Annotated in this window: 24 protein-coding genes and 2 tRNA genes; 22 read left to right on the forward strand and 4 right to left on the reverse strand. The window is 62.6% G+C overall.

Translation table 11 applies throughout. From position 1 onward, the window contains the following. The first annotated feature begins 36 nt into the window (after positions 1 to 36). From AC1RBA_RS10250 to AC1RBA_RS10310, 13 genes are all read left to right on the forward strand, one after another. Positions 37 to 1,305, forward strand: coding sequence for a YeaH/YhbH family protein (locus AC1RBA_RS10250; RefSeq protein WP_070224543.1), 1,269 nt, complete (start codon positions 37 to 39; stop codon positions 1,303 to 1,305). Next, positions 1,305 to 2,906, forward strand: a complete 1,602-nt coding sequence (locus AC1RBA_RS10255; RefSeq protein WP_070289102.1) for a SpoVR family protein — start codon at positions 1,305 to 1,307, stop codon at positions 2,904 to 2,906. Before AC1RBA_RS10250 ends, AC1RBA_RS10255 begins: the two co-directional genes overlap by 1 nt. Before the next feature lie 539 nt (positions 2,907 to 3,445). After that, on the forward strand, positions 3,446 to 4,102 hold the full coding sequence (locus AC1RBA_RS10260) for an energy transducer TonB (RefSeq protein ID WP_034754161.1): 657 nt from the start codon (positions 3,446 to 3,448) through the stop codon (positions 4,100 to 4,102). Between the two features lie 86 nt (positions 4,103 to 4,188). Further along, positions 4,189 to 5,121, forward strand: coding sequence for a MotA/TolQ/ExbB proton channel family protein (locus AC1RBA_RS10265; RefSeq protein WP_166448878.1), 933 nt, complete (start codon positions 4,189 to 4,191; stop codon positions 5,119 to 5,121). A gap of 5 nt (positions 5,122 to 5,126) precedes the next feature. After that, positions 5,127 to 5,555: an ExbD/TolR family protein gene (locus AC1RBA_RS10270; RefSeq protein ID WP_034754165.1), complete on the forward strand. Its 429-nt coding sequence runs from the start codon at positions 5,127 to 5,129 to the stop codon at positions 5,553 to 5,555. 105 nt (positions 5,556 to 5,660) lie between these two features. Then, positions 5,661 to 6,092, forward strand: coding sequence for an ExbD/TolR family protein (locus AC1RBA_RS10275; RefSeq protein WP_176741207.1), 432 nt, complete (start codon positions 5,661 to 5,663; stop codon positions 6,090 to 6,092). A 78-nt stretch (positions 6,093 to 6,170) separates the two neighbouring features. Next, positions 6,171 to 7,382: a tetratricopeptide repeat protein gene (locus AC1RBA_RS10280; protein ID WP_492417980.1), complete on the forward strand. Its 1,212-nt coding sequence runs from the start codon at positions 6,171 to 6,173 to the stop codon at positions 7,380 to 7,382. A gap of 190 nt (positions 7,383 to 7,572) precedes the next feature. Further along, entirely contained in the window at positions 7,573 to 8,544 is a 972-nt protein-coding gene (locus AC1RBA_RS10285) for a bifunctional riboflavin kinase/FAD synthetase (protein WP_492417982.1), read from the forward strand. Positions 8,545 to 8,611: 67 nt separating this feature from the next. After that, a complete protein-coding gene (ileS, locus tag AC1RBA_RS10290) occupies positions 8,612 to 11,512 on the forward strand; it encodes an isoleucine--tRNA ligase (RefSeq protein WP_492417984.1) in 2,901 nt (966 codons plus the stop codon). Between the two features lie 196 nt (positions 11,513 to 11,708). Continuing rightward, a complete protein-coding gene (gene lspA, locus AC1RBA_RS10295; RefSeq protein WP_070224538.1) occupies positions 11,709 to 12,218 on the forward strand; it encodes a signal peptidase II in 510 nt (169 codons plus the stop codon). Between the two features lie 17 nt (positions 12,219 to 12,235). Further along, entirely contained in the window at positions 12,236 to 13,456 is a 1,221-nt protein-coding gene (gene coaBC / locus AC1RBA_RS10300) for a bifunctional phosphopantothenoylcysteine decarboxylase/phosphopantothenate--cysteine ligase CoaBC (protein WP_492417986.1), read from the forward strand. A 32-nt stretch (positions 13,457 to 13,488) separates the two neighbouring features. Continuing rightward, positions 13,489 to 13,938, forward strand: a complete 450-nt coding sequence (dut, locus tag AC1RBA_RS10305) for a dUTP diphosphatase (protein WP_070312166.1) — start codon at positions 13,489 to 13,491, stop codon at positions 13,936 to 13,938. A 12-nt stretch (positions 13,939 to 13,950) separates the two neighbouring features. After that, positions 13,951 to 15,054, forward strand: coding sequence for a M48 family metallopeptidase (locus AC1RBA_RS10310; RefSeq protein ID WP_070312172.1), 1,104 nt, complete (start codon positions 13,951 to 13,953; stop codon positions 15,052 to 15,054). 31 nt (positions 15,055 to 15,085) lie between these two features. Here AC1RBA_RS10310 and AC1RBA_RS10315 read toward each other — a convergent pair whose 3' ends face one another. Further along, positions 15,086 to 15,226, reverse strand: a complete 141-nt coding sequence (locus tag AC1RBA_RS10315) for a hypothetical protein (RefSeq protein ID WP_162995759.1) — start codon at positions 15,224 to 15,226, stop codon at positions 15,086 to 15,088. A gap of 98 nt (positions 15,227 to 15,324) precedes the next feature. On the opposite strand from AC1RBA_RS10315, the gene AC1RBA_RS10320 reads away from it, so the two are divergent. The 5 genes from AC1RBA_RS10320 (at position 15,325) to AC1RBA_RS10340 (ending at position 19,082) form a co-directional block, all read left to right on the forward strand. Next, positions 15,325 to 16,332 carry an XdhC family protein gene (locus tag AC1RBA_RS10320; RefSeq protein ID WP_070224534.1) on the forward strand — a complete coding sequence of 336 codons (1,008 nt, stop codon included), beginning with the start codon at positions 15,325 to 15,327 and terminating at the stop codon, positions 16,330 to 16,332. A 66-nt stretch (positions 16,333 to 16,398) separates the two neighbouring features. Beyond that, the gene (locus tag AC1RBA_RS10325; RefSeq protein WP_492417989.1) at positions 16,399 to 17,316 is read left to right on the forward strand and encodes a DNA-3-methyladenine glycosylase 2; all 918 of its coding nucleotides are present in this window, start codon (positions 16,399 to 16,401) and stop codon (positions 17,314 to 17,316) included. A 57-nt stretch (positions 17,317 to 17,373) separates the two neighbouring features. Further along, a complete protein-coding gene (locus AC1RBA_RS10330) occupies positions 17,374 to 17,745 on the forward strand; it encodes a COG4315 family predicted lipoprotein (protein WP_070289095.1) in 372 nt (123 codons plus the stop codon). Between the two features lie 21 nt (positions 17,746 to 17,766). Beyond that, complete coding sequence (locus tag AC1RBA_RS10335; protein ID WP_492417991.1) at positions 17,767 to 18,288, forward strand: RNA polymerase sigma factor; 522 nt, start codon at positions 17,767 to 17,769, stop codon at positions 18,286 to 18,288. Continuing rightward, the gene (locus tag AC1RBA_RS10340; protein WP_492417992.1) at positions 18,285 to 19,082 is read left to right on the forward strand and encodes an anti-sigma factor family protein; all 798 of its coding nucleotides are present in this window, start codon (positions 18,285 to 18,287) and stop codon (positions 19,080 to 19,082) included. Before AC1RBA_RS10335 ends, AC1RBA_RS10340 begins: the two co-directional genes overlap by 4 nt. Here the strand turns inward: AC1RBA_RS10340 and AC1RBA_RS10345 are convergent. Then, on the reverse strand, positions 19,079 to 20,305 hold the full coding sequence (locus AC1RBA_RS10345; protein ID WP_492417994.1) for an MFS transporter: 1,227 nt from the start codon (positions 20,303 to 20,305) through the stop codon (positions 19,079 to 19,081). The genes AC1RBA_RS10340 and AC1RBA_RS10345 overlap by 4 nt on opposite strands. Positions 20,306 to 20,415: 110 nt before the next feature. On the opposite strand from AC1RBA_RS10345, the gene AC1RBA_RS10350 reads away from it, so the two are divergent. After that, the gene (locus AC1RBA_RS10350) at positions 20,416 to 21,216 is read left to right on the forward strand and encodes a helix-turn-helix transcriptional regulator (protein ID WP_492417996.1); all 801 of its coding nucleotides are present in this window, start codon (positions 20,416 to 20,418) and stop codon (positions 21,214 to 21,216) included. Between the two features lie 47 nt (positions 21,217 to 21,263). Here AC1RBA_RS10350 and AC1RBA_RS10355 read toward each other — a convergent pair. Continuing rightward, positions 21,264 to 21,340: transfer RNA gene (locus AC1RBA_RS10355), tRNA-Met, on the reverse strand. Positions 21,341 to 21,481: 141 nt separating this feature from the next. Next, positions 21,482 to 21,558, reverse strand: a tRNA-Met gene (locus AC1RBA_RS10360). Between the two features lie 196 nt (positions 21,559 to 21,754). Here AC1RBA_RS10360 and AC1RBA_RS10365 point away from each other — a divergent pair. From AC1RBA_RS10365 to AC1RBA_RS10375, 3 genes are all read left to right on the forward strand, one after another. Next, positions 21,755 to 22,333: an NUDIX hydrolase gene (locus AC1RBA_RS10365; RefSeq protein WP_034747557.1), complete on the forward strand. Its 579-nt coding sequence runs from the start codon at positions 21,755 to 21,757 to the stop codon at positions 22,331 to 22,333. A 31-nt stretch (positions 22,334 to 22,364) separates the two neighbouring features. Continuing rightward, positions 22,365 to 23,081 (forward strand): leucyl/phenylalanyl-tRNA--protein transferase, encoded by a 717-nt coding sequence (gene aat / locus AC1RBA_RS10370; RefSeq protein ID WP_409028000.1) that lies wholly within the window; start codon positions 22,365 to 22,367, stop codon positions 23,079 to 23,081. 72 nt (positions 23,082 to 23,153) lie between these two features. After that, positions 23,154 to 23,876 (forward strand): arginyltransferase, encoded by a 723-nt coding sequence (locus AC1RBA_RS10375; RefSeq protein ID WP_070224525.1) that lies wholly within the window; start codon positions 23,154 to 23,156, stop codon positions 23,874 to 23,876. Positions 23,877 to 23,978: the final 102 nt, after the last annotated feature.

The following is a 23,978-nucleotide window of genomic DNA, read 5'->3' on the forward strand; positions in this document are numbered from 1 at the left end:
GCGGGGCGCGCAAGACGAGAAGCAAGGAGGCACCCTTTGACATACCTTATCGACAGGCGCTTGCAAAGCAAGAATAAATCCGCCGTCAACCGCGAGCGTTTCCTGCGGCGTTACAAGGGCCAGATCAAGGATGCCGTGGGGCGCGCCATCAAGGGGCGCTCGATCACGGACGTCGAGAATGGCGAGAAGGTCAGCATCCCCGTCAAGGACGTGGGCGAACCGTCGTTTGGCCACGCGCATGGCGGCGTATGGGAAGTGGTCAATCCCGGCAACAAGGAATACCTGAAAGGCGACCAGATCGCCCGGCCGAAAGGCGGCGGTGGCGGCGGGCGGGGCAAGGCGGGCAATAGCGACGAGACGACGGAAGACGATTTCATCTTCGAATTGTCGCGCGAAGAATTCATGAATTATTTCTTCGAAGACTTGGAATTGCCGCACATGGTGAAAACCCAGCTGACGGCCACCACGGAATTCAAGAACCAGCGCGCCGGCTACAATATGTCGGGCACGCCATCGAACATCCACGTGCTGCGCTCCCTGCGCGGCGCGCTGGGCCGGCGCATCGCCGTCGGCGGCGGCGCCCGCAAGCAGCTGGCGCAGGCCGAGGAAGACCTGGCCGTCCTGCTGCACGAAGGGGCGCCCGACAGCGACCCGCTCGTCACGGAACTGCGCCGCCTGATCCACCACCTGCACACGCGCCTGCTGGCGATTCCCTTCATCGACCCGTTCGACTTGCGCTACAGCAACCGCATCAAGGTGCCGAAGCCGATGACGCAGGCCGTGATGTTCTGCATCATGGACGTCTCCGGCTCCATGGACGAATCGCGCAAGGACACGGCCAAGCGCTTCTTCATCCTGTTATATCTGTTCCTCAAGCGCGTCTACGACAAGATCGAGGTGGTCTTCATCCGCCACCATACGGCGGCGGCGGAGGTCGACGAGCATGAATTCTTCAATTCGCGCGAGTCCGGCGGCACCGTCGTGTCGTCCGCGCTGCACTTGCTCAACACCATCATCGACGAACGCTATGGCGCCGGGCAATGGAACAGCTATGTCGCGCAGGCGTCCGACGGCGACAACTGGGACAACGATTCCATGCTGTGCCGCCAGTTGCTGATCAATACCATCATGCCCAAGGTGCAGTACTACACCTATGTCGAGATCACCGACGGCCCGCAGCAAAACCTGTGGGAGCAATATGCGGGCGTGCTCGACCATCACGCCCATTTCGCCATGCAAAAGATCGTCACGCCGGCCGATATCTACCCGGTCTTCCGCGAACTGTTCAAGAAACAGGTGAAATGATGAGTGCAGCCTTTGACCGCGCCAGCAATACTCCGGGCGAACCGTTCGTGCGCCTGCGCCACCCGAACGCCCTGCCCGAGCAGTCGGAATGGACGTTCGAGCTGATCGAGCAAATCCACGAGGAAATCCGTCGCGTAGCGAAACAGTTTGGCCTCGACACCTATCCGAACCAGCTGGAAATCATTACGGCCGAACAGATGATGGATGCCTACACCTCGGTCGGCATGCCCGTCTCCTACAACCATTGGTCGTTCGGCAAGCATTTTCTTTCCACCGAGAAAAGCTACAAGCGGGGCCAGATGGGCCTGGCCTACGAGATCGTCATCAACTCCAATCCGTGCATCGCCTATTTAATGGAGGAAAACAGCCTGACCATGCAGTCGCTGGTGATCGCGCATGCGGCCTACGGCCATAACTCCTTCTTCAAGGGCAATTACCTGTTCCGTGCCTGGACGGATGCGGACGCCATCATCGACTATATGGTGTTTGCCAAGAATTACATCGCCGAATGCGAGCAGCGCCATGGCGTCGATGCCGTGGAATTGCTGCTCGACTCGTGCCACGCCATCCAGAACTATGGCGTGGACCGCTACAAGCGCCCGGCGAAACTGTCGATGGCGAAGGAATATGCGCGCCAGAAAGAGCGCGAAGCCTATGTGCAGTCGCAGATCAACCAGCTGTGGCGCACCCTGCCCCGGCGCGACGAGGACGACGACGAGGACGACCAGCGCAAGGCCGCGCCCCGCTTTCCGCCCGAACCCGAGGAAAACCTGCTGTACTTTATCGAGAAGTATGCGCCGCTGCTGGAACCGTGGCAGCGCGAGATGGTGCGCATCGTGCGCAAGATTTCCCAGTATTTCTATCCGCAGCGGCAAACCCAGGTCATGAACGAAGGCTGGGCCACCTTCTGGCATTACACGATATTGAACCAGCTCTACGACGAAGGCGTGGTGGGCGACGGCTTCATGATGGAATTTTTGAAAAGCCATACCAACGTGGTCTACCAGCCGCCCATCGACAGCCCGTACTACAGCGGCATCAACCCCTATGCGCTGGGTTTTGCCATGATGAGCGACATCCGCCGCATCTGCGAGCACCCGACGGACGAAGACCGCGCCTGGTTCCCCGACATGGCCGGCAGCGACTGGCGCAAGAGCCTGGACTTTGCCATGCGCAATTTCAAGGATGAAAGCTTCATCGCCCAGTATTTGTCGCCGCGGCTGATCCGCGAATTCCACTTCTTTGCCGTCCTCGACGACGACAAGAATGAAAAGCTGGCCATTTCCGCCATCCACGACGATGCCGGCTACCGCTACGTGCGCCAGCAGCTGGCCGAACAGTACAACCTGGGCAACCGCGAGCCGAACATCCAGGTCTGGTCCGTCAATACGCGCGACGACCGCGCATTGACCTTGCGCCACACGCAGTTCCAGCGCCGCCCGCTGAACCAGCAGGCGGCCGAGGTGCTCAAGCACGTGGCGCGGCTGTGGGGCTTCGATGTCCACCTCGATACGGTCGACCCGCAGGGCGTCGTCCTGGGCACCTTGAATTGCCGGCGGGAAAAACGCAACCGGCGCGACGACCCTGTCGTCCGGCCATGAAATGATTTATTGATAATAATCAATGGCAAGAATATAAGCGTTTCCTATGCCTACATAGGAATTCCGTATGGCCTGGCGGCGTCAAAAGGGCCGCCGGGACCGCCTTTTTTGACCTGGATAAAGTCCCTTCCGCACCCGTTTGGTGCGCGCGCGCCGCTAAGTGGTCTGGTTCCGAGCTAAAACATTTCCAAAAGGAAAGATTTTCCTCCAAATTTAGCGGTTTCCATATTGAATATCACGAAATATAATTCCGCCAGATGGGCACATCGGAGAACTTAGCAGTGGTAGCCCAAAACGGCTGTAAAAAACCGATAAGACCGCCTTTTTTTATGTCCGAAAGCGTGCAAAGATGACATAAGCAAGTACGTTTTCAGGGCGCAAAAGCGCCAAAAATTTAACCGGTTTTAGGCGTTAAAAATCTGTGTAAAATAAAGAATTCGTATGTATAATTCGGCGACGTCCCGGATACGGCTGGAGCTTTGTGTCGTCATTTTGGGGTTCAGTTGCAAGACAAGAGATGGTATTTGGAGAAAGCAGGCATGAATTTTTCGAACGAGAAAAGTCCCAAGAACTACACAGGCATCACTATCGTTGTCCTGCTGCACGTTCTCGCGGCTTACGGGATCGTGACGGGCTTGGGCAAGCGGTTGGTCACCAAAATGATGGAACCGGTTGAAACCAAGATTATCGAGGAAGTCAAACCGCCTCCACCGAAGGATCTTCCACCGCCACCACCGCCGCCAGAAATGAAAGCGCCACCGCCGCCATTCATTCCGCCAGTCGAGGTGAACGTGCAGCAGCCGCCACCACAGCAGAACGTGATTGCAAATACGACTGCCGTGAAGCCAGCCACGAATGTATTGGCACCGCCAGCACCGCCTGCACAGCCTGCGCCAACTCCTGGACCAGCCAAATCGGTGCGTACGCCGGCCGTGGTTGACTTCAGTGTCTGCGAAAAGCCGGCTTATCCAAAGTCGTCGCAGCGCAATGAGGAAACCGGTGTGGTGACACTGTCGTTCCTGATCGGTGTAGACGGCAAGGTCGCTGATTCGAAGATCGTGAAGTCCAGCGGCTTCAGAGACCTGGACAAAGCCGCAGTGCAAGGTATTAGCCGCTGTACATTTAAGCCGGCAACAGTTGACGGCAAGCCGGAACAAGGCTGGCAGCAAATGCAATACGTTTGGTCGCTGGATTAAAACCCGAGGCAGTTATCCCCTGTCTCACACTATGATTTCGTTGTCATTACGTTCAGCGATCTGTTATTTTTAATTTTGGAGGAAGCATGTTTAAGAATACCCGTTTGTCCGCATTTTTTGCCGCGGTTCTGTTGTCCGTTACCGCTACTACCGCTCTGGTAGCAGCTCCGGCATTCGCTGACGCGCCAGCATCGGCTGCCGCTTCGGCTCCAGCGGCAGACGCTGCAGCAGCACCAGCACCAGCTGCTGACGCAGCCGCTCCAGCAGCAGACGCAGCAGCTCCAGCCGCTGACGCAGCAGCTCCAGCCAAAACCGAAGAAGTCCACAACCCGTTCGGCCTGCAAGCAGTGTGGGACGGCGGCTTCGTGCCACGCGCCACCCTGATCATCCTGGCCATCATGTCGATCGGCAGCTGGTACATCATCATCACCAAGCTGATGGATCAAATGAAGATCTTCAAGCAAGCGAAAGAAACCGCTGCCAAATTCTGGAAAGCCCCTTCGATCGCTGCTGGTTCGGCAACCCTGACCGAAGGCTCGCCATTCCGCTTCATCGCTGAATCGGGCACCAAGGCAACGGCTCACCATGACGGCGCCCTGCTGGAACAAATCGACCTGTCGACCTGGGTGACGATGTCGATCCAGCGCGCTTCGGACAAAGTCCAGTCGCGTCTGCAAGATGGCCTGTCGTTCCTGGCAACCGTTGGTTCGACCGCACCGTTTATCGGTCTGTTCGGTACCGTTTGGGGTATTTATGGCGCGCTGACCAACATCGGCATGACCGGTAACGCGTCGATCGATAAAGTTGCAGGTCCAGTTGGTGAAGCACTGATCATGACCGCTTTCGGTCTGCTGGTCGCCGTTCCTGCCGTTCTGGGTTACAACTGGCTGGTGCGTCGTAACAAAACCGCAATGGAAGACGTACGCTCGTTCAGCGCCGACGTTCACTCGGTACTGATCTCCGGCGCAATGTCGACCAGCGAAGCTGGCCGTGCTGCCGGCGCTAAAAAGATCGGATAAGAATCATGTCGATGTCCGTCGGCTCCGACAGCGGAGATGAAGATCAAGTAATGTCAGAAATCAACACGACGCCGCTCGTCGACATCATGTTGGTTTTGCTGATCATTTTCTTGATCACCAGTCCGGTTGTCCTCAAATTGCAGAAAATCGATCTGCCGATCGAGGCCAACCAAGCCCTTCAAAGCAAGCCAGAAAACGTCAACATCGTTGTCAACAAGGATGGCGAGATTTATCTGGGCCAGAAGAAACTGAAAGATACGAGCGAACTGTTCGATTATCTGAAAGTTGAAGCAGTGAAAGTACCGCAGCCGGAAGTACACGTTCGTGGCGACCAAGAAACACGCTACGAATCGATCGGCCGGGTTATTTACACGACCCAACGTGCCGGGATCCAGAAGGTCGGCTTCATCACCGAACCACCTGACAAGGGCTGATAGCGACTGGCAGCGGCGTCCCGGCAACACGGGGACGCCACTGCCGGAAGCTGACCGGGCGGCAGTTTCGCCCGGTGCTTCGTTGGACTTCTTAAAGGAAACACTATGAGTATGAATGTCGGTTCGGGAAGCGCTCCAGGCGCGGATCCGGAACCAATGATGGAACTGAACATGACGCCCCTCATCGACGTGATGCTGGTGCTGATTATCATGTTGATCATCACGATTCCTAAGCAAAACCACTCGGTGAACTTGAACATGCCGGTCGGCACCCCGCCGCCACCGACAACCGAACCAGTGGTCGTCACGATCGATGTCGATTTTGACGGTACGATCTTGTGGGACAATCAGGTCGTTCCTGACCGCGCTTCGCTGGAAGCCAAGCTGAGCAACGTTGCTGCGCAAGCAGACCAGCCGGAAGTGCATCTGCGTCCGAACAAGCTGGTGGAATACAAAGTCGTCGCCGGTGTGATGGCGTCGGCGCAGCGTCTGGGCGTGACCAAAATCGGTCTGGTCGGCAACGAGCAATTCCAGTAAGCTGCAGCAATCAGGTTCTCTTTACATCCGAATAGGCAGGACTTCCTGCCTATTCGCTTTTTACTGAAAGACTTTCTTATGTCCAAGTTTCGTCTCGCTCATCTCGGCCTCGTCATGGCCGCTATCGGTTTTACCGCAGCAACTCCCGTAATCGGCCTGGGCTCGCTGGCATACGCCGCGGACACCGTGCGTGCCGAAGTGGGCAAGCCACTGCAAGAAGCGCAAAAACTCGCTAGCAGCGGCAAAAACAAGGAAGCGCTGGCCAAGCTGCGCGAAGCTGACAGCGTCGGCGGCAAGACCGCCTTTGAAAGCTACCAGATCGAGCGCGTGCGCGCCTCGGCCGCTGCCGCCGCCGGCGACAACGGCACCGCCATCAAGGCTTTTGAAGCCGTCATCAATTCCGGCCGCCTGAGCGCCGCCGAAGCTCCCAAATTCACGCAAGCGCTGGCAGGCATGTACTACCGCGCCAAGGATTGGCCGAATACCATCACCTGGATCAAACGTTCGCTGAAAGACCGCGAAGATCCACAGATGCGCGAACTGCTGATCCAGACCTACTACGTCAGCGGCAACTACGCCGAAGCGGCGAAAGAACTGCAAGCGCGCGGCGGCAACTCGGAAGCGAGCCTGCAAATGCTGGCCAACATCCAGTTGAAGCAAAACGACAAGGCCGGCTATGTGGCCACCCTGGAAAAACTGGCGTCGAGCTATCCGAAAACCAGCTACTGGGCCGACCTGCTGAACCGCGTCTCGGGCAAACCCGGCTTCTCGCAACGCCTGGGCCTGGACGTCCAGCGCCTGCGCCTGGCCAACGGCCTGTTCACCAAGCCTTCCGAATACATGGAAATCAGCCAGCTGGCCTTGCAAGCAGGCAATCCTGGCGAAGCGCTGAGCATCATCGAACAGGGCTACAAAAAAGGCGTGCTGGGCACCGGCGCCGATGCCGCCCGTCACCAGCGCCTGAAAGACCTGGCCCTGAAGACCCAGGCTGACCTGAAGGCCAACGCCGCCAAGTCGGAAGCGGAATACGTCAAGAACAAGGACGCCGACAGCTTGAGCAAGCTGGGCTTCGCCCTGGTCTACGATGGCCAGGCAGAAAAAGGCCTGGGCTTGATGAATGACGCCGTGAAACTGGGCACCGCCAAGTATCCGGAAGAAGCCAAGCTGCACCTGGGCATCGCCTACATCCACGCCGGCAAGAAAGCCAATGCATCGACCGCGCTGAAAGCCGTCAAGGGCACGGATGGCGCGGCTGACCTGGCCCGCTACTGGGCCTTGATGAATAAATAAGATAATATCCCCAGGATATTGTCGGGCAGCTAGTCGAGTGCCCACCACTAAAAGCGTTGCCAGCACCCTTGCCGGCAACGCTTTTTATCATTTCAGCAGGGAAATTACCCGTGCGGCTGCCCTGCCGGGTGTGCATCCCTGAAACAGTCCGTATAATCCCCCTTTTGGCACAGTTTTTCATCAGATTCCTATGAAGGTATTCCGCGGACTTCCCAATGCCCAGGCACGAGCGCCTTGCGCTCTGACCATCGGCAATTTTGACGGTGTCCACATCGGCCATCAGGCCTTGCTGGCGCGCGTGCGCGAAGCTGCCACTGAACTCGGCATCGAAGCGGCCGTGATGACGTTCGAACCGCACCCGCGCGAGTTCTTCGCGCAGCGCGCGGGCGACCTGTCGAAGGCGCCGCAGCGCATCGCCAACCTGCGCGACAAGCTGCAGTCGCTGGACGACGCCGGCATCGACCGGGTCGTCGTCGAGCATTTCAGCGCCCAGTTCGCCGCCCTGACGCCGCAGGAATTCACGGAAAAAGTCCTCGTTGACGGCTTGCACGTGAAATGGCTGATGGTCGGCGACGACTTCTGCTATGGCGCCCGGCGCGCCGGCGACGTCGCCATGCTGCAGGAAGCGGGCCGCGAATACGGTTTCCACGTAGAAACTTTGCCGACGGTGATGAACGGCAGCACGCGCATCTCCTCGTCGGCCGTGCGCCTGGCCCTGGCCGCCGGCGATTTCCCGCTGGCCACGCAGCTGCTGGGCCATCCGTACGCCATATCCGGCCACGTCATCCACGGCCAGAAGCTGGGCCGCACCCTCGGTTTCCCCACCCTGAACCTGCGCGTGGCGCACCGCCCCGCCCTGTCCGGCATCTTCATCGTGCAGGTGCACGGCCTGGGACCAGTACCGCTGCCGGCCGTGGCCAGCCTGGGCGTGCGTCCCACCGTCGACGACAGCGGCCGTGTCTTGCTGGAAGTGCATCTGTTTGATTTCAATCAATCCTGCTACGGCAAGCTGGTACGCGTGGAATTCCTGGAAAAGCTGCGCGACGAAGAAAAGTACGACGACTTGCCCACCCTGACGGCCGCCATCGAGCGCGACTCGAACCAGGCGCGCGCCTATTTTGAGCAGCGCAGCGGCGCCATTACCGCCACCGACCGAATTTGACGCCGCCCAACTCCGTCGCCTGGCGGCTCCTGCCGCCGCAAACCATTCAATATCATTAAAGAAGACTATGTCCGATCAAAACAAGCCAGCCACGCCCAAGCAGAACAAGAAGCCTGAAAGCAAATACCCGGTCAACATGACGGAAACCCCGTTCCCGATGCGCGGCGACATGGCCAAGCGCGAGCCGCAATGGGTACAGCAATGGCAAGACAAGAAGATTTATGAGCGCGTGCGCAAGGCTGCCGCCGGCCGTCCTAAATTCATCCTGCATGACGGCCCGCCGTACGCGAATGGCGACATCCACCTGGGCCACGCCGTCAACAAGATCCTGAAGGACATGGTCGTCAAGTCGCGCTCGCTGGCCGGCTTCGACGCGCCGTATGTGCCGGGCTGGGATTGCCACGGCATGCCGATCGAGATCCAGATCGAAAAACTGCACGGCAAGAACCTGCCGACGGCTGAAGTGCTGGAAAAGGCCCGCGCCTACGCCAACGTGCAGGTCGAGCGCCAGAAGAAGGACTTTATTCGCCTGGGCGTGCTGGGCGAATGGGACAACCCGTATCTGACCATGGCGCACGGCAATGAAGCCGACGAACTGCGCGCGCTGGGCAAGCTGCTGGAAAAAGGCTATGTCTACCGCGGCCTGAAACCGGTCAACTGGTGTTTTGACTGCCAGTCGGCGCTGGCCGAAGCGGAAGTGGAATACGCGGAAAAACGCGATCCCGCCATCGACGTCGGGTTCAAGTTCGCCGAGCCGGAAAAACTGGCGGCCGCCTTTGGCCTGCCGTCCCTGCCGACCGATAACGGCTTCATCGTCATCTGGACCACCACCCCGTGGACCATCCCGTCGAACCAGGCGCTCAACGTGCACCCGGAAGTCAAATATTCGCTGGTGAAGGCCGAGCGCGATGGCCAGCCATTGCTGCTGATCCTGGCGCAAGACCTGGTCGTCGCCAGCCTGGCGCGCTTCAAGCTCGAAGGCACGACGATCGCCACCTGCGACGGCGCCGCCCTGGCCGGCATCAGCTTCCGCCACCCGCTGCACGCGAGCGACGCGTTCTACGACCGTTTGTCGCCCTTGTACCTGGCCGAATACGTGACCACGGAAAGCGGCACGGGCGTGGTGCACTCGGCGCCAGCCTACGGCCTGGACGACTTTATCTCGTGCAAGGCGCACGGCATGAAGGACGACGACATCATCAAGCCCGTCATGGGCGACGGCAAATTCGCCTCGACCCTGCCCCTGTTCGGCGGCATGACCATCTGGGAAGCGTCTAAGCCGATCTGCAACGCCTTGCGCGAAGCGGGCGCGCTGTTCGAAGTCAAGATGTTCGACCACAGCTACATGCACTGCTGGCGCCATAAGACGCCGATCATCTACCGCGCCACGTCGCAGTGGTTCGCCGGCATGGACGTGACGCCGAAAGACGGCGGCGCGACCCTGCGCGAAACGGCTTTGCAAGGCATCGCCGACACCGAATTCTTCCCGGACTGGGGCCAGGCGCGCCTGCACGGCATGATCGCCAACCGTCCCGACTGGACCCTGTCGCGCCAGCGCCAGTGGGGCGTGCCGATGGCCTTCATCGTGCACAAGGAAACGGGCGACCTGCATCCGCGCACGCCGGAACTGCTGGAGCAAGTGGCCAAGCTGATCGAAAAGAACGGCATCGAGGCATGGCAGGCGCTGGACCTGAAAGACCTGATCGGCGACGAAGCGGCCATCTACGCCAAGAACAAGGATACCCTGGACGTGTGGTTCGATTCCGGCGCCACGCACCAGACGGTGCTGGGCGGCCCGCAAGGCCATGGTTCGCACTCGACGCAGCTGCAATTCCCGGCCGACCTGTACCTGGAAGGCTCGGACCAGCATCGCGGCTGGTTCCACTCGTCGTTGCTCGTGTCGTCGATGCTGAACGGCCGCCCGCCGTACAAGGCGCTGCTGACGCACGGCTTCACGGTCGACGGCGAAGGCAAGAAGATGTCCAAGTCGCTGGGCAACACGCTGGCACCGCAAAAGATCTCGGACACCCTGGGCGCGGACATCCTGCGCCTGTGGATCGCTTCGACCGACTACACGGGCGAGCTGTCGATCTCCGATGAAATCCTCAAACGCGTGACGGAATCGTACCGCCGCATCCGCAACACCCTGCGCTTCCTGCTGGCGAACACATCGGACTTCAATCCGGCCACGGACGCCGTGCCGGTGGCGGAGATGTTCGAAATCGACCGCTATGCGCTGGCCAACATGGCATCGCTGCAGCAGCAGATCGAGAACAACTACGCGCGCTACGAGTTCCACCCCGTCGTGTCGAAGCTGCAGACGTACTGCTCGGAAGACCTGGGCGGCTTCTACCTGGACATCCTGAAGGACCGTCTGTACACCTCGGGCCTGACGTCGCACGCGCGCCGTTCGGCGCAGACGGCCCTGTGGCACATCACGCAAAGCCTGCTGCGCCTGATGGCCCCGGCCCTGTCGTTCACGGCCGAAGAAGCATGGGCAGTCTTCGCCGGCGCGGATGCTTATGCCGCCAGCGATGAAACCATCTTCACGCAAACCTGGTGGCAGCTGCCGGAAGTGTCGGACGCGGCCGCCCTGCTGGAGAAATACACGGCCCTGCGCGCCGTGCGCACGGACGTCACCAAACAGCTGGAAGACTTGCGCACCTCGGGCGCCATCGGTTCCTCGCTGCAGGCGGAACTGACGATCAAGGCCGCGCCGATGAAGTACAAGCTGTTGACCACCCTGGGCGACGACTTGAAATTCGTCTTCATCACCTCGCAGGCCACCGTGGCCGAAGTGGCAGACGAAGCAGCCGAGGAAGTGGTCGTGGCCGCGTCGACGGCGCCGAAGTGCGAGCGCTGCTGGCACTACCGCGCGGACGTGGGCACGGACGCCGCGCATGCTACCCTGTGCGGCCGCTGCGTCAGCAACCTGTTTGGCAAGGGCGAGAAACGCCGCTTCGCCTAAACAACGTCGTCAAAATCTACTGCGCGTCGCGATTTGCGGCCTGCGATGCTCGCTGTACTAAAGTACAGCTGCGCGTCTCGGGCCAACGGGGGCGCCGAGCCTCGCTGCCGCTCGCTACGATTTTGCCCGTCGTTGTATGCTATGAGTCCAACCGCCGCCTGCTGCCAGGCGGCGGCTTTATCTTCCCTGGAAAAATATGGCCACTAAAAACCGTTTTTCATCGAAATCGTCCTCCTCGGCGTCGCTCGTGCCCTGGCTGGGCATCGCCGCCATCGTCATCCTGTTCGACCAGATCACCAAGATCACGATCCTGAAGACCTTCCGCTACGCGCAAGAGATGGTCATCACCTCGTATTTCAACCTGGTGCTCGCGTATAACAAGGGCGCCGCGTTCAGCTTCCTGTCCGACCAGGGCGGCTGGCAGCGCTATTTCTTCACCGGCATCGCCCTGGCGGCCGCCATCTACATCATCTATCTGCTGAAAAAGCACGCCGGCCAGCGCATGTTCTGCTGGGCCCTGGCGCTGATCCTCGGCGGCGCGCTGGGCAACGCCATCGACCGCCTGGTGTACGGTCACGTGGTCGATTTCCTCGACTTCCACTGGAAAAGCTGGGGCCATTTCCCCGCTTTCAATATCGCCGACAGCGCCATCTGCATCGGCGCGGCCCTGTTCATCATCGATGAACTGCGCCGGGTAAACAAATAAACACGCGGGAGAACGGCATGGAATTGTCCGGCAAAAAAATCGTCCTGGGACTTTCGGGCGGCGTCGCCTGCTACAAGGCGGCGGAACTGTGCCGCGCGCTGACGAAGGCCGGCGCCTCGGTGCAGGTGGTCATGACGGGTGCCGCCAGCCACTTCATCACGGCCGTGACCATGCAGGCGCTGTCCGGCCACCCCGTGCACACGAGCCAGTGGGATGCCCGCATAGCCAACAACATGGCGCATATCGATTTGACGCGCCATGCGGACGCCATCCTGATCGCGCCGTGCTCGGCCGATTTTCTGCGTAAACTCGCCCATGGCGTGTGCGACGACCTGCTGTCGACCCTGTGCCTGGCCCGTCCCTCCCACCTGCCCTTGCTCGTGGCGCCGGCCATGAACGTAGAAATGTGGCAGAACCCCGCCACGCAGCGCAATGTGCAGCAGCTGCGCGACGACGGCATCACCCTGTTCGGCCCGGCCGCCGGCGAACAGGCCTGCGGCGAAACTGGCCTGGGCCGCATGCTGGAGCCGGAACAGCTCTTGACGGAGCTGATCGCCGCCTTCCAGCCGAAAGTCCTGGCGGGCAAGCGCGTGCTGGTCACGGCCGGCCCCACTTTCGAGGCCATCGACCCCGTGCGCGGCATCACCAATCTGTCCTCGGGCAAGATGGGCTATGCGGTGGCGCGCGCGGCGCGCGAAGCGGGCGCCGAGGTGCTGCTCATTTCCGGCCCGACGGCCCTGGACGCGCCGTTCGGCGTGCGCCGCATCGACGTGCAAAGCGCGCAGCAGATGCATGATGCGGTACTGGCCCACGTCGACGGCCAGCATGTCTTCGTCGCCGTGGCCGCCGTGGCAGACTGGCGCGTGGCCAACGCCAGCGACCAGAAGATGAAAAAGCAGGCCGACGGCTCCGTGCCCGAACTGCAGTTCGTGCAAAATCCCGACATCCTCGCCACCGTGGCGGCGCGCACCAACCTGGCCGGCTATCCGTACTGCGTGGGCTTTGCCGCCGAATCGGAAAACCTCGTGGAATTCGGCTCGGTCAAGCGCGAGAAAAAAGGCATTCCCCTGCTGGTCGGCAATATCGGTCAGAACACGTTTGGCCAGGACGACAACACCATCATCCTGTTCGACGAGGAAGGCCATACCGTGCTGCCGCGCGCCTCGAAACTGAACCTGGCGCGCCAGCTGATTTCGGAAATCTCGAAGCGGATCGCCAGGAATTCGCTGCTCAAATAATCTTTTTTATACGCTTTAGCTCATTTAGATTCATGAAAAATATCGACATCAAGATCCTCGACGCCCGCATGCAAGAACTGCTGCCGGCCTACGCCACCCCGGGCAGCGCGGGACTCGACCTGCGCGCCTGCATCAACGAGGCTATCACCATCGAAGCGGGTCAGACGGTGCTCATTCCGACCGGCCTGGCCATCCACATCGGCGACCCCTCGTATGCGGCCATGATTTTGCCGCGCAGCGGCATGGGCCACAAAAACGGCATCGTATTGGGGAATCTGGTAGGCTTGATCGACTCCGATTACCAGGGCCAGCTGATGGTATCGACCTGGAACCGGGGCCAGAGCGCTTTCACGCTCAATCCCATGGAACGCCTGGCGCAACTGATTATCGTGCCGGTGCTGCAAGTGGGCTTTAACGTCGTCGAGGAATTCGGCGACAGCGAACGCGGTGTTGGCGGTTTTGGCAGCACCGGCAAACATTAAGGATTGACACTTATGCCAGGTTTCCGCCATCTGATCCCAGCCCCAACCTCGCTGCGCCGACTGGCCACTCCCCTCCTGTTGGCCGGCGCGGCCATTCTGGCCGGCTGCACCACGCCGGCGACGAATGTCAGCGGCCCGTTCAACGTCGTGCCGGCGCCCGATGCGCCCGCACCGACGGCGCAGCAAAAGGCGGCGCAGGAAGAACTGGTGAAGATGGTGGCGCTGCAGGACCGCCTGTCGAAAGTGTCGGCGCCCCTGCTGATCAATAATGCGGACCTGTGCAAGACGTATGCGCGCAACCTGCTGGGCTTCACGGCGCAGAACAAGTATTCCTACCCCGGCATCTATGCCGACGCGGCGCAGGCGGCCCTCGGCTACGGCGAGCAGATGCAGGTGTCCGGCGTCTTGCCGGGCAGCGGCGCCGCGCGCGCCGGCTTGCGCAAGGGCGACGGCTTGCTGGCCGCCGAAGGCAAGCCGCTGCCGGCCGGCCCGAAAGCGGAAGGCCCGTTCGGCGCCATCGTCGGCCCGCTGGCCTCGAAAAGCGCGAGCCTGAACATGACCATCGCCCGCGACGGCCAGCAGCAAGACCTCAAAATTCCCGTCACGCGCGCCTGCGCCTTCCGCGTCGCCCTGGGCAATGCGGACAATATCAACGCGTATTCGGACGGTTCGCGCATCATGCTCACGCGCGGCATGGTCAATGCGGCGCAAAACGATGAAGGCATCGCCTTCGTCATCGCCCGCGAAATGGCGCACAACATCCTCGACCACGCGCGCAGCCAGCGCACGGCGGGTACGGCCGGCAGCATCATCGACAGCCTGGGCGCCGTGCAGCCCGACGTGTCGATGCTGACGGGCGCCGCCGGCATCAAGGCCATGCCGCAGGAACTCGACGTGCAAGCCGACACCCTGGCCATCTATCTGCTGGCGCGCGCCGGCTACAATGTCGACAACGCGGCCCGCTTCTGGCAGCGCCTGGCCACGCAAGTGCCGGCCACGGTCGCCAACGGCTACACGGCCCTGCACCCGGGCACCAACTCGCGCATGGCGGCGATCAACCGCGCCGTCACTGACGTGCGCGCCAAGCAGGCGGCGAAGAAACCGCTCAAGCCTTAAACGCCAAAGGCGCCTGATGCAGCAGGTTTGCTCAGGCGCCCGGGAAGTTCGGGAAGTAGGTGCCCATGACCCAGGTCAGAGCGCCGCAAAATACCACCGCCAGGAACAGGGCGATGAGCAGTTTGCCAAACTTGGGGATGCCGTCATCTTGCGTCTTTTGGTCGTTCGACATGAAAACTCTCCGCAGGCTGTTGGAGAGCGTAGTATAGCCACAATATTGAAGAATATTCCATACTTTGCCGCCTGCCTGCGGCTTTCCTTCCGCGCCTCATGGACAGCATCGACCTTGAAGTTCTGAAAACCAGCGCCGCCTGGCTCGCCGCCGGGCACCGCTGCGAACTCGTCACCGTCATCAAGACCTGGGGCTCCAGCCCCCGCCCCGTGGGCGCCACCCTGGCCATCTGCGACGATGGCACGGTGGTCGGCTCCGTCTCCGGCGGCTGCATCGAGGATGATTTGATCGACACCGTGCGCGTGCACGGCATCGTGCGCACCTTGCCGGAAATCGTCAGCTACGGCATCAGCGCCGACGAGGCGCACCGCTTCGGCCTGCCCTGCGGCGGCACCATCGAACTGGCCATCGAGCCGCTGCACGCGGACAGCAAGGTGGCCGAACTGCTGGCACGCCTGGAAGCGCATGAACTCGTCGAGCGCCGCCTCGACCTGCACAGCGGCGCCGTCACCCTGCAGCGCGCCACGCCGGGCGCCGTGCTGGCCCTGGAAGGCGCGGTGCTCACCACGCAGCACGGCCCGCGCTGGCGATTGCTGATCATCGGCGCCAGCCAGCTGTCGCGCTTCGTGGCGCAGATCGCCACGGCCATGGATTACCACGTCATCGTCTGCGACCCGCGCGAGGAATACCGGGGCGGCTGGAACGTACCGGGCGTGCCCCTGCTGCACGCCATGCCCGACGACCTCGTGCTGGAATTAAAACTCGACAGCCGCAGCGCCGTCGTCGCCCTCACGCACGACCCCAAGCTCGACGACCTGGCCCTGATGGAAGCATTGAAATCGCCGGCTTTTTACGTGGGCGCCATCGGCTCGCGCGCGAATAATGCCAAGCGCCGCGAACGGCTGCTGCAGTTCGACGTCAGCGCGGAACAGCTGGCGCGCCTGCATGGCCCCATCGGCCTGTACATCGGCAGCAAGACGCCGGCCGAAATCGCCATTTCCATCCTGGCCGAGCTGACGGCCGTGAAAAATGGCGTGCCCGACGCGCTGCAGATCCAGCACGCGGCGGCCCTGAGCCCGCCCACCACCGATATCTGCGCCCGCTAAGGACCGCAGCAAGAAACGCGGTGCGCCGGCGGCGCGCCCCTGCTACCTTCACTGAATTTGGCCACCATGACCCTGCTGCACTGGACCCTCCCCCTGCCCGCCGGCTACCGCCGCGACGACGTCATCGCCTTTCACAGCCGCGATACGGAAGCCGTGGCGGAACAGGTCACCGCGACGGGCCTGCGCAAGGGCATCCTGCTTGCCGGCGTGCCCGTCGTGCTGGACGTGGCGTTCGCGGACGCCGCGGCCGTCTGCCGCGCCGAGATCGACGGCAGCGCCAGCGACGCTCTGCACACGGCGCTGCACGGCGCCCTGCTCAACATCCTCGGCCTGCGCATCGACCCGCAACCCTTCGCGCAGCTGGCCTCCGGCGATCCGCTGCTGGCGCCGTTGATCCGGCTTAACCCGGGATTGCGCATCGTGCAATCGGCCAGCCCGTTCGAGGCGCTGACCTGGGCCATCATCGGCCAGCAGATCAACCTGTCGTTCGCCATTTCCCTGCGCCGCACCTTCATTCTGCAGGCGGGGCGCCGGCACGCCAGCGGCTTGTGGTGCTACCCGGAGGCGCGCGACGTGGCGCGGCTGGACATCGAGGATTTGACCAGCCGCAAATTCTCGCGCGCCAAGGCGGAAACCGTGCTGCGCCTGGCGCATCTCGTCGATGACGGGGAACTGTCGCTGGAGCTGCCGCCCTCCGGCGACGTGGCGGCCATTTCGCAGGCGCTGCTGGCCGTGAAAGGCATCGGCCCGTGGACCGTCAATTACGCGCTGCTGCGCGGCTATGGCTATGCCGACTGTTCGCTGCATGGCGACGTGGCGATCCGCGCCGCCCTGCAAAAGCTGCTCGGCGAAGAAACGAAACCGGACATGGCGCGCACGGAACAGTGGCTGCGCCAGTACGCGCCGCACCGCACCATGGCGGCCGCCCACCTGTGGGCCAGCCTGCATGCGCCGGCAAAAAATATGTCAAACGAGCGGGAATAAACGGCGGGCGGCACGCGTCTATCCCTTGCAAGCCCCCAAAACCTCAAGGAGACCATCATGCGCTTTACTACTTTTGCCGCCACCGCCCTTTTCACCGCCTTGTCCGCCCCCCTCGCCTTCGCCGCCGACGTCATGCCCGCCAACGGCATGCTGGTCAACGCCAGCGGCATGACCGTGTATGTGTTCGACAAGGATGTCGCCGACAGCGGCAAGAGCGCCTGCAGCGGCGGCTGCCTGGTGGCCTGGCCCGCCGTCATCGCCACCGACGCGGCGCCCGCCGCCCCGTATGGCAGCATCAAGCGCGAAGACAACGGCGCCATGCAGCTGACCTACAAGGGCAAGCCCCTGTACCTGTACAAGGAAGACAAGAAGCCTGGCGACGTGGCCGGCGACAATTTCAAGAACGTGTGGCACGTCGTCAAGCCGTAAGCCCCCCTGCCCGCCGCCACGATGACCACGCAAGAGGATCGCCGCCAGCTGCAAGCGTGCCTGCCCGGCCTGCGCCGCTATGCGCGCGCGCTGGCGGGCGCCGTGCACGCGGACGACCTGGTGCAGGACACCGTGGAGCGGGCGTGGCGCAAGCTGGACCAGCGCGTCGGCGAGATGCGGCCCTGGCTCTTCTCCATCATGCATAACCTGCACGTGGACCAGCTGCGCCGTCCCGGCCTGGCGCTGCAGGAGCTCGACGACGACAGCGTGCTGCCCGCGCCGGAGCGCGCGCCCGGGCAAGCCATCGCCATCGGCGAGATGGATGCGGCGCTGGCCCGTTTGCCGCTGGGGCAGCGCGAAGTGATCCTGCTCGTCGCGCTCGAACAGATGCCGTACGAGCAGGTGGCGGCCACCCTCGACATCCCCGTCGGCACCGTGATGTCGCGCCTGTCGCGCGGGCGCGACAAGCTGCGCACCCTGCTCGATGGCCGCCCTGCCGGCAGCCAGGGCAGCGGCCCACCCACCCTGAAAGTCGTGAAATGACAACGCAAGCCATCAGCGAAGCGCAATTGCACGCCTTGGCCGACGGCGTCCTGCCCGAAGACCAGCGCGCGGCCGTCGACGCCCACCTGCGCGCGCATCCCGGGGACGCCGCCAGGGTCGATGCGTGGCGCGAGCAGAACCGGCAATTGCGCGCCCTGTTCGATCCCGTGCTGGACGAAGCCGTGCCGCCTGCCCTGCTGCAGGAGGCGGCCCCGCCGGCGGCGAACGGTGCCTGGCAGCGCCCCGCCATGCAGGCGGCAGCGGCCATCGTGCTGGTGCTCGCGGGCGGCGCGGGCGGCTGGCTGCTGCGCGGCGATGGCGGCGATGCCGCCGACATGCGGAGCGCCAGCGCCAGCCCGATCTCCCTGGCGCGCAGCGCCGCCATCGCCCATGCCGTCTACACGCCGGAAGTACGCCACCCCGTCGAGGTGGGCGCGGAACAGGAGGCGCACCTGGTGCAATGGCTGTCGAAACGCCTGGGCAGCAAATTGCAGCCGCCTGCGCTGTCGCCGCTCGGCTACCACTTGATCGGCGGGCGTTTGCTGCCCGGCGATGGCGACGGCCCCGTGGCGCAATTCATGTATGAAGATGGCAAAGGCCAGCGCCTGACCCTGTACGTGGCAAAAGAACGGGCCGGCAAGCAGGAAACGGCCTTCCGCTACACGCAGGAAAAGGACTTGAGCGTGTTTTACTGGATCGACGGCCAGCTCGGCTATGCCCTCTCGGCGAGCCTGCCCAAACAGGAACTGGGCAAGATCGCCGACGCCGTGTACGCGCAGCTGGAAAGTCACTAAACAGACTCTTCCATTTTCCGGAATTCTGCAATCCATTTCACGCCGCACCATTGCAGCAGCAACGCTGCGGTGGCGACCATGGCGGCGCAGGCCGCCAGCAGCCACCCGGGCCAGTCCAGCAGGAGCAGTACCCCGCCTGCTGCGGCGCCGATGGCGCTGCCCAGGTACAGCGCCGATTCGTTGAGGGCGATGGCCAGGTTGCCGTCGCCCTGCCGCGCGCGCACGGCCAGCAACTGCTGGTTCTGCGGCACTTGCAGAGCCCAGCCAGCCGCGCCCCACAGCACGATAGGCGCCAGCATCAGCCAGGCCGACCAGCCGGCCGCCAGCGGCAGCGCGCACAAGGCCAGCGCCAGCAGCAGCAAGATGAGCCTAGTCAGTCTCTGTGCAGCCACCTTGTCCGCCCATCGCCCGACCAGCACGCTGCCCGCGATTCCCCCCGCACCCCACGCCCACAGGAAGGGCGTGGTGGAAATTTCCGCGCCGTGCGCGGACCACGCCAGCAGCGGCGCGATAAACGTGTACATGCCCAGGCTGGCGATGGCCGCCAGCAGCGACACGAGCAGGATGGCCAGCACCTGCCCATCGGCCAGCAAGGCCAGCTTGCGGCGCAGTGAAATGGCCGGTGCGGCCGGCAGTGGAGGCAGTTTCCACAGCAAGCCCGCCAGCGCCAGCGCACCGAGCATGGCAACCAGCCACAGGGCCGCCGTCCAGCCCAGCTGCTGCGCCAGCAGCAGGCTCAATGGCACGCCCAGCACCGTGCCGCCCGCCATGCCGCCCATGATCGCGCCGATGGCCTTGCCACGCTGCCGCGGCGCCGACACGCCCGCCGCCGCCGCGATGCCCAGCGCCAGGTAGACGCCGGCGCCGATGCCGGCCATGGCCCGCCAGGCCAGCAGACTGGAAAATCCTGCTGCCAGCGCGCTGGCCCCGTTCGCCAGCACGAACACGCCCAAGGCGAGTAACAGGCCGGAGCGTTGCGCGCGCGCCGGCAGCAAGGCCACGGCCAGGGGCGAACCGAGGCCATAGGCCAACGTAAACGCCGTCACCAGCTGCGCGGCCATCGCCAGGGACACGGAAAAGGCGCCGGCGATCATCGGCATCAGGCCTGCCGTCACATACGACGCCATGCCCAGCGCGAACGCGCCCACGGCGATCAGGTAGACGGTGACAGGCAGCGCGGAGTCGGCAGGCACTGCGGCACGGGAGGAAGAATAGTCAGACATGGGCACGCTTTCGGGAAGAAAGCAGGCATTTTGGAATACAATATAAACAATTACAATTTAACTGTTTATGCTATTACTGGTAGCAACAGGCTCACCGGAAAGACCGCAGCATGCGCACTTTGGCCCGCACCCGCCACGAACTGGCCGCCTACCTGCAGGCGCGCCGCGCGCGGCTGTCACCGGAAGACGTGGGTTTGCCCGGCGGCGGGCGGCGCAGGACGCCGGGCTTGCGCCGCGAAGAAGTGGCGGCGCTGGCCGGCGTGGGGCTGACCTGGTACACCTGGCTGGAACAGGGGCGCGACATCGGCGTCTCGAGCGCCTTTCTCGACAAGCTGGCCGAAGTGCTGAAACTGGACGGCGGCGAGCGCCGCCACCTGTTCCTGCTGGCGCATGCGCGTCCGCCAGCCGAAGAGGGCAAGACGTTTTGCGTGGTGCCGCCGCCCGTGCGCCGCCTGATGCACGGGCTGGCGCATCCGGCCTATGTGCTCAACCTGCGCTGGGACGTGCTGGCGTTCAATGCGGACGCGGACGCCCTGTTCGGCTTCGGCGCGCATGTGCCGGCACGCCGCAATCTGCTGTGGCTGTTGTTTACCGACCCGCTGCTGCGCTCGCGCTTCGCCGGCTGGGAAGAGCAGGCGCCGCTGATGCTGTCGAGCTTTCGCCGCGACTACGCGCGCGCCACGCAGGAAGCGGATATCCACGCGCTGGTGCAGGAATTGGAAAAAGTTTCGCCAGAATTCAAGCTATGGTGGCGCCGCCATGATGTGCATGCGCCGTGCGCCGGCGTGCGCCAGCTGGACGTCGGCGGCGAGCAGGTCGCCTACGAGCACACCTCGCTGACCATCGATGCGGACCGCCACTTGCGGCTGATCGTGTATGCACGCCAGCAGGCAGAAGATCTCGCGCCGTAAAACGAAAAAACCGCTGGCCCTCTTGCGAGGAACCAGCGGCTTCGAATTGGTTGCGGGGACAGGATTTGAACCTGTGACCTTCGGGTTATGAGCCCGACGAGCTGCCAGACTGCTCCACCCCGCACTCGAATTATATACCAGATTGTTGCGCGGCGTAAAGGCGTGAATTGACAATGTCATGCCTGCCCCGTCCACCGGAGCGTGTCCGTGACCAGCAATGGAAAAAGCCGCTGATCTTTTGCAAGAATCAGCGGCTTTCCGGTATTGGTTGCGGGGACAGGATTTGAACCTGTGACCTTCGGGTTATGAGCCCGACGAGCTGCCAGACTGCTCCACCCCGCACTCGAATTATAAGGGCAAACGGGTGGCTTAGGCAATAGCTATCTCAACTTCGACTGCAATAGAGCTATTTAATTAAAATACATTAAAAAAGGTCAGCCAATTACCAGGTGGCATTGTGTCTGCCCGTCACGCCACAGAGCGCGCAATCGGTGTACAGTAAGCGTTACACTAGTCACCCATTTTCCGAAGCCAGCCCATGAAATTCTGCTCCGAATGCGCCCACCCTGTCAGCCTGTCCATTCCGGAAGGCGACAACCGTCCCCGCTATGTGTGCGCCAACTGCGACGCCATCCATTACCAGAACCCGAAAATGGTGGTCGGCTCGATTCCCGTCTGGGAAGAAGATGGCCAGTTGCAGGTCTTGCTGTGCAAGCGGGCCATCGAGCCGCGCCTCGGCTACTGGACCCTGCCGGCCGGCTTCATGGAAAACGACGAGACGACGTCCGACGCCGCCGAGCGCGAAACGGTGGAGGAAGCGGGCGCGAATATCGAACTGGGTCCCCTGTTTTCGCTGCTCAACGTGCAGCGCGTGCACCAGGTGCACCTGTTCTACCTGGCGCGCCTGCGCGACCTCGATTTCGCGCCCGGCATCGAAAGTCTGGACGTGCAGCTGTTTACGGAAGCGCAAATTCCGTGGGACGACCTGGCCTTCCCCACCATCCGCGCCACCTTGGAACTGTTCTTTGCCGACCGCGTGAAAATCCGCGAAGGCGGCAGCTATGGTGTGCATACGGGCGACATCACGCGCCCGATGGCGCGCGCGGATGCCGAGTAAGCCCCCCACCACCTGCCATTTTTGACGCCGCATGATTCCCTGGCTCGACATCCACACCCCGTTCCCCGACGTCTCGCGCGCCCTGACCGACGAGGCGCCCGGCCTGCTGGCGGCCGGCGCCGACCTGTCGCCCGCGCGCCTGCTCGACGCCTACAAGCACGGCATCTTCCCCTGGTTTTCCGAAGGCCAGCCCATTCTGTGGTGGAGCACCGATCCGCGCATGGTGCTGATGACGGCGGACTTCAAGGTCTCCGACAGCCTGGCCAAGGCCATCCGCAAGGTCGAGCGCAGCGCTGCCACAGACGGGCGCTGGCAGCTGCGCTTCGACGGCGATTTCGACGCCGTCATGCGCGCCTGCGCGGCGCCGCGCAAGGATGGCCCGGGCACTTGGATTTCCGACGAGATCATCGCCGGCTACACGGGCTTGCACAAGCTGGGCTACGCCCACTCGTCCGAGCTGTGGCTGGACGGCGAACTGGTGGGCGGCGCGTATGGCGTGTCGATCGGGCGCATGTTCTATGGCGAATCGATGTTCGCCCGCGTCTCGGATGGCTCGAAGATCGCGCTGGCCCACCTCGTGCGCTTTTTGCAGGCCCGCGGCGTGACCATGATTGACTGCCAGCAAGAAACGAAACACCTGGCCTCGCTGGGCGCGGCGCCCATTTCGCGCGCCCGCTTCCTGGCCCATGTGAGGAGCGCCATTGAAGCAGCGCAAATCACCGATTGGCATGCTGCGCCACCGGCGTAAAAAAGCTATGATAGCTCCAGGCACACCGCCAGGCACATTTCCATTGCTGCGGACAGACCAGACAGGATCAGCATGACGCACCTGAACGAACTACCGTTTGCCACCCTGCAGTTCTACACGACGGCACCGTATCCGTGCAGCTACCTGGACGACCGCCAGGCCCGCTCGCAGGTGGCCACGCCTTCGCACCTGATCAACAGCGACGTGTATTCGGAACTGGTGCGCAACGGCTTTCGCCGTAGCGGCATTTTCACCTACCGCCCGTATTGCGACGGCTGCCAGGCCTGCATCCCCGTGCGCGTGGTGACGCAATCGTTCACGCCCAACCGCAACCAGCGCCGCGCCTGGAACCGCCACGCCAACCTGCAGGCGGGCGTGGCCACTTTGTCCTTCCTCGACGAGCACTACGAACTGTATCTGCGCTACCAGAGCACGCGCCACGCGGGCGGCGGCATGGACCAGGACAGCCGCGACCAGTACGCGCAATTTTTACTCCAAAGCCGGGTCAACACGCGCCTGGTGGAGTTCCGCGAGCCTGACGGCACCCTGCGCATGGTCAGCATCATCGACGTGCTGGCCGATGGCCTGTCGTCCGTCTACACGTTTTTCGATCCCGACGTGCCCGGCGCCTCGTACGGCACCTACAACGTGCTGTGGCAAATCGCCCAGGCGCGCGAACTGAACCTGCCTTACATCTACCTGGGCTACTGGATAGAACAAAGCCCGAAGATGGCGTATAAAATCAACTTCAAGCCGCTGGAAGCGCGGATCAAGGGACAGTGGGTGATCATGTAAGGTAGGTCGGATTAGCGCGCAAGTGCGTAATCCGACGCTGCAAAGCCAACAATGGTGTCGGATTACGCTGCGCTAATCCGACCTACCGGCGAACAATCGCGA

Source organism: Janthinobacterium sp. GW823-FHT03B06 (assembly GCF_058796955.1).

Bases quoted from the DNA above. Each gene is read 5' to 3' on its own strand.
- AC1RBA_RS10255 (WP_070289102.1), top strand. From the start codon at position 1,305: ATGAGTGCAGCCTTTGACCGCGCCAGCAATACTCCGGGCGAACCGTTC.
- AC1RBA_RS10260 (WP_034754161.1), top strand. From the start codon at position 3,446: ATGAATTTTTCGAACGAGAAAAGTCCCAAGAACTACACAGGCATCACT.
- AC1RBA_RS10265 (WP_166448878.1), top strand. From the start codon at position 4,189: ATGTTTAAGAATACCCGTTTGTCCGCATTTTTTGCCGCGGTTCTGTTG.
- AC1RBA_RS10270 (WP_034754165.1), top strand. From the start codon at position 5,127: ATGTCGATGTCCGTCGGCTCCGACAGCGGAGATGAAGATCAAGTAATG.
- AC1RBA_RS10275 (WP_176741207.1), top strand. From the start codon at position 5,661: ATGAGTATGAATGTCGGTTCGGGAAGCGCTCCAGGCGCGGATCCGGAA.
- AC1RBA_RS10280 (WP_492417980.1), top strand. From the start codon at position 6,171: ATGTCCAAGTTTCGTCTCGCTCATCTCGGCCTCGTCATGGCCGCTATC.
- AC1RBA_RS10285 (WP_492417982.1), top strand. From the start codon at position 7,573: ATGAAGGTATTCCGCGGACTTCCCAATGCCCAGGCACGAGCGCCTTGC.
- ileS (WP_492417984.1), top strand. From the start codon at position 8,612: ATGTCCGATCAAAACAAGCCAGCCACGCCCAAGCAGAACAAGAAGCCT.
- lspA (WP_070224538.1), top strand. From the start codon at position 11,709: ATGGCCACTAAAAACCGTTTTTCATCGAAATCGTCCTCCTCGGCGTCG.
- coaBC (WP_492417986.1), top strand. From the start codon at position 12,236: ATGGAATTGTCCGGCAAAAAAATCGTCCTGGGACTTTCGGGCGGCGTC.
- dut (WP_070312166.1), top strand. From the start codon at position 13,489: ATGAAAAATATCGACATCAAGATCCTCGACGCCCGCATGCAAGAACTG.
- AC1RBA_RS10310 (WP_070312172.1), top strand. From the start codon at position 13,951: ATGCCAGGTTTCCGCCATCTGATCCCAGCCCCAACCTCGCTGCGCCGA.
- AC1RBA_RS10315 (WP_162995759.1), bottom strand. From the start codon at position 15,226: ATGTCGAACGACCAAAAGACGCAAGATGACGGCATCCCCAAGTTTGGC.
- AC1RBA_RS10320 (WP_070224534.1), top strand. From the start codon at position 15,325: ATGGACAGCATCGACCTTGAAGTTCTGAAAACCAGCGCCGCCTGGCTC.
- AC1RBA_RS10325 (WP_492417989.1), top strand. From the start codon at position 16,399: ATGACCCTGCTGCACTGGACCCTCCCCCTGCCCGCCGGCTACCGCCGC.
- AC1RBA_RS10330 (WP_070289095.1), top strand. From the start codon at position 17,374: ATGCGCTTTACTACTTTTGCCGCCACCGCCCTTTTCACCGCCTTGTCC.
- AC1RBA_RS10335 (WP_492417991.1), top strand. From the start codon at position 17,767: ATGACCACGCAAGAGGATCGCCGCCAGCTGCAAGCGTGCCTGCCCGGC.
- AC1RBA_RS10340 (WP_492417992.1), top strand. From the start codon at position 18,285: ATGACAACGCAAGCCATCAGCGAAGCGCAATTGCACGCCTTGGCCGAC.
- AC1RBA_RS10345 (WP_492417994.1), bottom strand. From the start codon at position 20,305: ATGTCTGACTATTCTTCCTCCCGTGCCGCAGTGCCTGCCGACTCCGCG.
- AC1RBA_RS10350 (WP_492417996.1), top strand. From the start codon at position 20,416: ATGCGCACTTTGGCCCGCACCCGCCACGAACTGGCCGCCTACCTGCAG.
- AC1RBA_RS10365 (WP_034747557.1), top strand. From the start codon at position 21,755: ATGAAATTCTGCTCCGAATGCGCCCACCCTGTCAGCCTGTCCATTCCG.
- aat (WP_409028000.1), top strand. From the start codon at position 22,365: ATGATTCCCTGGCTCGACATCCACACCCCGTTCCCCGACGTCTCGCGC.
- AC1RBA_RS10375 (WP_070224525.1), top strand. From the start codon at position 23,154: ATGACGCACCTGAACGAACTACCGTTTGCCACCCTGCAGTTCTACACG.